This window comes from Synechococcus sp. 8F6, assembly GCF_002252665.1.
GTDB lineage: Bacteria > Cyanobacteriota > Cyanobacteriia > PCC-6307 > Cyanobiaceae > Cyanobium_A.
Genome location: NZ_NQKZ01000037.1, coordinates 1 through 5596, shown reverse-complemented (window position 1 = coordinate 5596; position 5596 = coordinate 1). Strand labels below are relative to the sequence as shown.

Genomic DNA, 5596 nt, shown 5'->3' with positions numbered 1-5596 from the left:
GATTGAGCCGATCGAGGGCCTGATCGGCCAGTTTCCGGATCCGCCGCAGTGGATGACTGGCCGGGATCCGCTCCTCGATCGACACGTAGGAGAACAGGGAGCCGCTGCGCTCCCGGTAACCTCGCATCAAAGGGTGGGCGGTTGGCCCATTGTTGCGCGGGCTGGGTTTTTCAGCAAACTCCTATTATAATTCAAATCCGGACGCTATCAAGCGGTCTTACGATTATTCGAAATGCCCTTAATTAGAATAACGGAGGGCAGCCATCCCCGCTGCATGCAAATCAATATGGAAGATACTTTGGACGACAACTCCGGGGACAAATTAAGGTTTCTTTATATACGCACATTTGCAAACCTATTTAAGACGGGGGTTATTGGAATTACACCTTTTTTGATAGCTTTCGAAACAAAAGCGAAATATTATTGCAGCGCAGACACAGCGTGCGAAGCAAACACCAACAATCAAACACTAATGGTTACCTATATTGGTACCAAAGGGATCAAAAACTTGGGTTTCAAAGGCCTGAAAATTGATATCTCAGGTCGGATCTCAGGATACATGTTTAGTAATCCATCGATATATGGCATATACCAGCCCAACGGCTATTCTTGGAGCGCAGGATATTCGCAACCATACCTGTCAGATACAGACCTAATAAATAATGAAGGCTTTATCTATGGCACAACTTTTGCTATATACAACGGGCCTAGTCAAAAAATTGGCACAATTGAAAACAAATCCAATGCAACGATAAGCGGGTATTACGGAATTGACAACGGTGGCTCGATTGATACAATAAACAATGCCGTCAATGGAAACTTACTTGGCCGATACGTAGCCGTGAGCAATACGGGTACTATCGCAAAAATTGACAACAGAGGATCCATAGAAGGCCTAACTCCCGCTTGGTTAGGGAGCGATGGAATATTCAATATAGGAACAATAACGTCACTTAAAAATTTTAGCTCCGGCACAATCAGCGGCTCTGGAGCCTACGGATACGGAGTCTCGAACTCCGGCACAATAACAACGCTGGAAAATTTAGCTGGCGGCTCAATTACCGGAGCCGTTGCATTACAGAATTCCAACTCTGGAGTAATAGGATCCCTGAAGAATAGCGGCTTAATCAGCAGCACCAGTCCGTACGGAGCCGGGGTATCTAACTCCGGCAGCATTACATCAATTGAGAATAATGAGGGAGGGACAATAAGTGGCTCCATCTCAAACAACACTGGCGGCAAGATTAACTCAATCGCCAACAGTGGATCTATTACAAAGTCAATTACAAACTACGGTGACATCACAACAGTTGACAACAGTGGGTCAATAACGGGAACGATTTCGAACTACGGCACCATCTCTGAAATAACAAATAATGGATCGCTTGAAAACAAATCCAATGCAACGATAAGCGGGTATTACGGAATTGACAACGGTGGCTCGATTGATACAATAAACAATGCCGTCAATGGAAACTTACTTGGCCGATACGTAGCCGTGAGCAATACGGGTACTATCGCAAAAATTGACAACAGAGGATCCATAGAAGGCCTAACTCCCGCTTGGTTAGGGAGCTCTGGAATATTCAATATAGGAACAATAACGTCACTTAAAAATTTTAGCTCCGGCACAATCAGCGGCTCTAGAGCCTACGGATACGGAGTCTCGAACTCCGGCACAATAACAACGCTGGAAAATTTAGCTGGCGGCTCAATTACCGGAGCCGTTGCATTACAGAATTCCAACTCTGGAGTAATAGGATCCCTGAAGAATAGCGGCTTAATCAGCAGCACCAGTCCGTACGGAGCCGGGATATCTAACTCCGGCAGCATTACATCAATTGAGAATAATGAGGGAGGGACAATAAGTGGCTCCATCTCAAACAACACTGGCGGCAAGATTAACTCAATCGCCAACAGTGGATCTATTACAAAGTCAATTACAAACTACGGTGACATCACAACAGTTGACAACAGTGGGTCAATAACGGGAACGATTTCGAACTACGGCACCATCTCTGAAATAACAAATAATGGATCGCTGGCAGGCATTTATTCCTACGGAGGGGCATTAGGCCAAATCACCAATAATGGGTCTATCATATCAAGTATCGATGTAAGAGGACAGGACTTAAGGATATCTGGGGGAAACGGCAATATTTCCGGGTATTCAATAAGCGTCGACACTGGCAAGACAATATATTTCAGCGGTCCTGGTCAAACCATTAGTTCCTCGATCTATGGAAACTTTGATATTGCTTCAGGTACATCGCTCACCTTTATTGGCAGTCCAAATTCTTATTCAAGCTTTGACGGAAAAATAAGCGGTTCTGGACAAATAAACCTTAAAAAATCAGGGGATGAAAAAGCAACCGAATATGCAAACTATAATTTCACTGGGATGAGCAGCTATACCGGCATTGCTATAGTTGAATCAGGCGTCAGCCTAATTAATTCTGGATCATTGGCAACAGGTTCGCTGCTAACTGTAAATCCAGGAGCAGTCGTCGGGGGCAACGGGATATTTCCGACCACAAAGATAAAAGCAGGGGCCGGCATCGTTCCCTTTGAAATCGACAACAACAACAATTTCAAAGATGCCACGCTCAAGATTGCTGGCAACCTTGTCCTTGAAGATCTGTCTACAACGCAAATAAGTGTCTACCGCACCAGCTCCAGCAATTTAGACGTAACCGGTACAGCTGCTATAAGCGGGAACCTCAGCCTTGTCTTTCTTGATTCAGCCTATGACTCTTCAAAAATCTATACTCTATTTTCAGCCAATTCAGTCTCGGGAAATTTCACATCTACGACTGGCTCGCTTACAGGATACGCCTATGATCTGATTTATGGAAGTAAAGATGTCAAGCTATCACTCTACAAGGTTGTTCCACCTGGAACAACTACTGACGCCTCAAATCCAAGCAGCACTATTCTTAATGGAGGGACCATCAAGGTTGATGCGCCAGGTACATTTTCTACTGACTTTACTCTATCCACAGGTGGAGGCGTTATTGACGCCAACGGTTTAACATCAAATTTCTCAGGCATTTTTCGAGGAGCAGGTGAACTTACATTCACAAACTCATCGGCTGGCCAAAGTGGCACAACATATTTATCTGGAAGCAGTCCCGATTTTACAGGGACTATTGCGGTGGCATCTGGAGCCAAAGTCTTAGTCAACGGATCGATTGCAAATTCAAATGGCCTGAATGTTGCAGCTGGGGGCGAACTGTTGGGCACTGGAACACTTCCTACTACATCGATTCAAACAGGGGCTAAGCATTCACCAGGAAATTCAATCGGCTTGCAATCCGTTAATGGCAACTACGGATTGTCCGGTGGCACAATTTCAATCGAATTACAAGGTCCGAAGAATGATAAGATTTCAGCAACGGGAAACGTCACTGCCTTCACTGGCACGGCAACTTTAATTCCATATGGAGGCGGAAGTCCTTGGCCAAACTTTGATTATCAACTGATTACTGCAACCAATAACTTCGCGACCAACAGCAGCCTGACCTTGGATCAATCTGGTGTCAACAGTGCGCTGTTGAATTACGGCACCAACCTGGTTCAAGAAGCAGACGGTAATGCCACCACCTTTGACGTTCAATGGCAACCAAAGAATCGCTTTGGAGCTACCGCATCAGCTGTCTCTAGCCTAGGTAAGGGTCAACGGAATCAGTTGGCCACTGCTGGTGCTTTTGACCGTGTGTTCTCATCCCTCGCCACTGCTGCTGGTAACCAATCTGGAACAACCACTGGTGTCAATGCAACAGGTACGTCAATTGGTACGACGGGCTTCACAACAGGGCAAGCAGCCGCAGCCGGTATAAGCAGTGATTTCCTTACCACCACCTCCCAGTTACTAGCCCTGACGTCCGGCAGTCAGCTCACAGCGGCGATTGATTCGCTATCACCGGAACCGTATGCCGCTTACCAGGCTGTTGGTCTATCAACACTGAAACGTCAGCGGGACCTCCTGTTTTCACAAGCCGGCAACTGCCAGATTAATGGCTGGACCATCAATGCACCTGAAACCAAAAAAGGCAAAATTCCGAAACACCCAGTGTGCGTTTTTGCTCAGGCAAACAATGCGACAAGCAGCATTAGAGGGCAGGATGGTCTTTCTTCATATAATTCGGGCGTATTTTCATCCTTCTACGGCCTCGAGTACCAGGCTTCCAAGCAGTGGAGTGTTGGTGCTGCCTATGGCTATGGAACATCCAATCTCTCTAATATGAGCCTCACATCGGCCAATGTCAGTTCTGATGTCAATGGTGGTGCTCTCTATGCAGTCTATAAACCTGCTGAGCGCTGGAACATCAAGGCTTTGCTTGGTTACAGTAGCTTTGGTATAGATGGCAGCCGTAATGTCGCCTACATCGGTAATGGTTCAACGATTAATGGAAGGACCTCTGCCATTGGCTACACCGCTGCCATCAATGCCTCCTATGACATCCCCATCAAGGTAGGCAAAGGCAAATTACCGATGCTGCTCAAGCCTATTGCTGGTCTGGCGTGGGGCGGCTACCAGCAGAGTGGATTCACGGAATCTGACGGTGGAGCTTTAAATCTCCGTGTTAACGGCAATACAGCCAACAGTCTGGTGGGCACGCTTGGGTTGGAGGTTGCCTCTAGCCCTATTACCTTGAGTAAAAACAAAGTTCAGAGTATCACGCCAAGACTTGCGGTTGCCTATCAGGTGGATGCCCTGGCCAATACCAGTGGCAACAAGTCCCTAACCTCAAGCTTCGTTGATGCACCAGATGCTGGTTCTTTCTCAACCCAGGGCGAAAACGGCGGAGCCAATGCCTTCATTGTGGCTGGTGGCTTTGACCTCCAAGTTGCCAAGAATGTTTCTATATATGCAATGGCGAGCTACGAATTACAAACCAACGGCAGTCAATTTGGATACGGAGGCGGTGTCAAAATAATATTCTAACAATGACAAATGGGTGTACAATTCAAATCAAGACGCAGTCAAGACTCAAGCGTCACCAGCAAAAGCAAATACTTCTACGCTCTGCATTAGACACTTGAAGACGAGAAGACAATTCTTATTTATCGTGTGCCAATAGGCCAAGCCAAAGATACGGGACATGAGCTTCCCCTATCAGATTGCTTATCCTGCAGCGGATTTGAACAACAAGGGAGCAAGGGACCCCCGGTTTCAGGAAAGATGTCACCCCTCTCGTCAGTACACCTGGGGGCTTGAGGACATGACCAATGTGTCGTTACGGTGACTTTCAGGAAAGTTGTCACTCCTGGGCTGCCATTCAGACGGCCTGAATTAAGGGTAGCGCCAGGGTCGGGTTTGGCTCCTCTGTTGGCTTATTGATCCACACTTCTGCCGGCTGACTCCAGCAGCGGGTGTGTCGGCTCCCCCCTCTGCCAGGAAAGTTGACGCCTCTCCAACCCGACCACTTTTTTCACCAGGGGGCTTGACGGAGCAGGGCAATGCGTCGTTACAGCGAGGCCTTTAAGGCTGATGTTAGGAGGCGTATGACTCCGCCGAACCGCCAGAGCGTTTCCCAGATTTCAGTAGAGCTGGGCATTCACGTGGCCAGCCTCTACAACTGGAGAAAGGCCT

2 protein-coding genes and 1 pseudogene are annotated in these 5596 nt (G+C 47.3%); 2 read left to right on the top strand and 1 reads right to left on the bottom strand.

Annotation, left to right across the window (positions count from 1 at the left end; genetic code table 11):
- Nucleotides 1–127 (bottom strand): annotated as a pseudogene (locus tag CJZ78_RS13135) (IS5/IS1182 family transposase); the annotation flags it as partial.
- A 159-nt stretch (nucleotides 128–286) separates the two neighbouring features.
- Between CJZ78_RS13135 and CJZ78_RS13130 the strand changes: the two are divergent.
- Both CJZ78_RS13130 and CJZ78_RS13125 read left to right on the top strand, forming a co-directional pair.
- Complete coding sequence (locus tag CJZ78_RS13130) at nucleotides 287–4948, top strand: autotransporter domain-containing protein (RefSeq protein ID WP_158217097.1); 4662 nt, start codon at nucleotides 287–289, stop codon at nucleotides 4946–4948.
- Between the two features lie 515 nt (nucleotides 4949–5463).
- The coding region (locus tag CJZ78_RS13125) for a transposase (RefSeq protein ID WP_143592954.1) at nucleotides 5464–5596 on the top strand (133 nt) is incomplete at its 3' end.

Coding starts and splice junctions, on each gene's coding strand:
- CJZ78_RS13130 (WP_158217097.1), top strand. CDS start 287: ATGGAAGATACTTTGGACGACAACTCCGGGGACAAATTAAGGTTTCTT.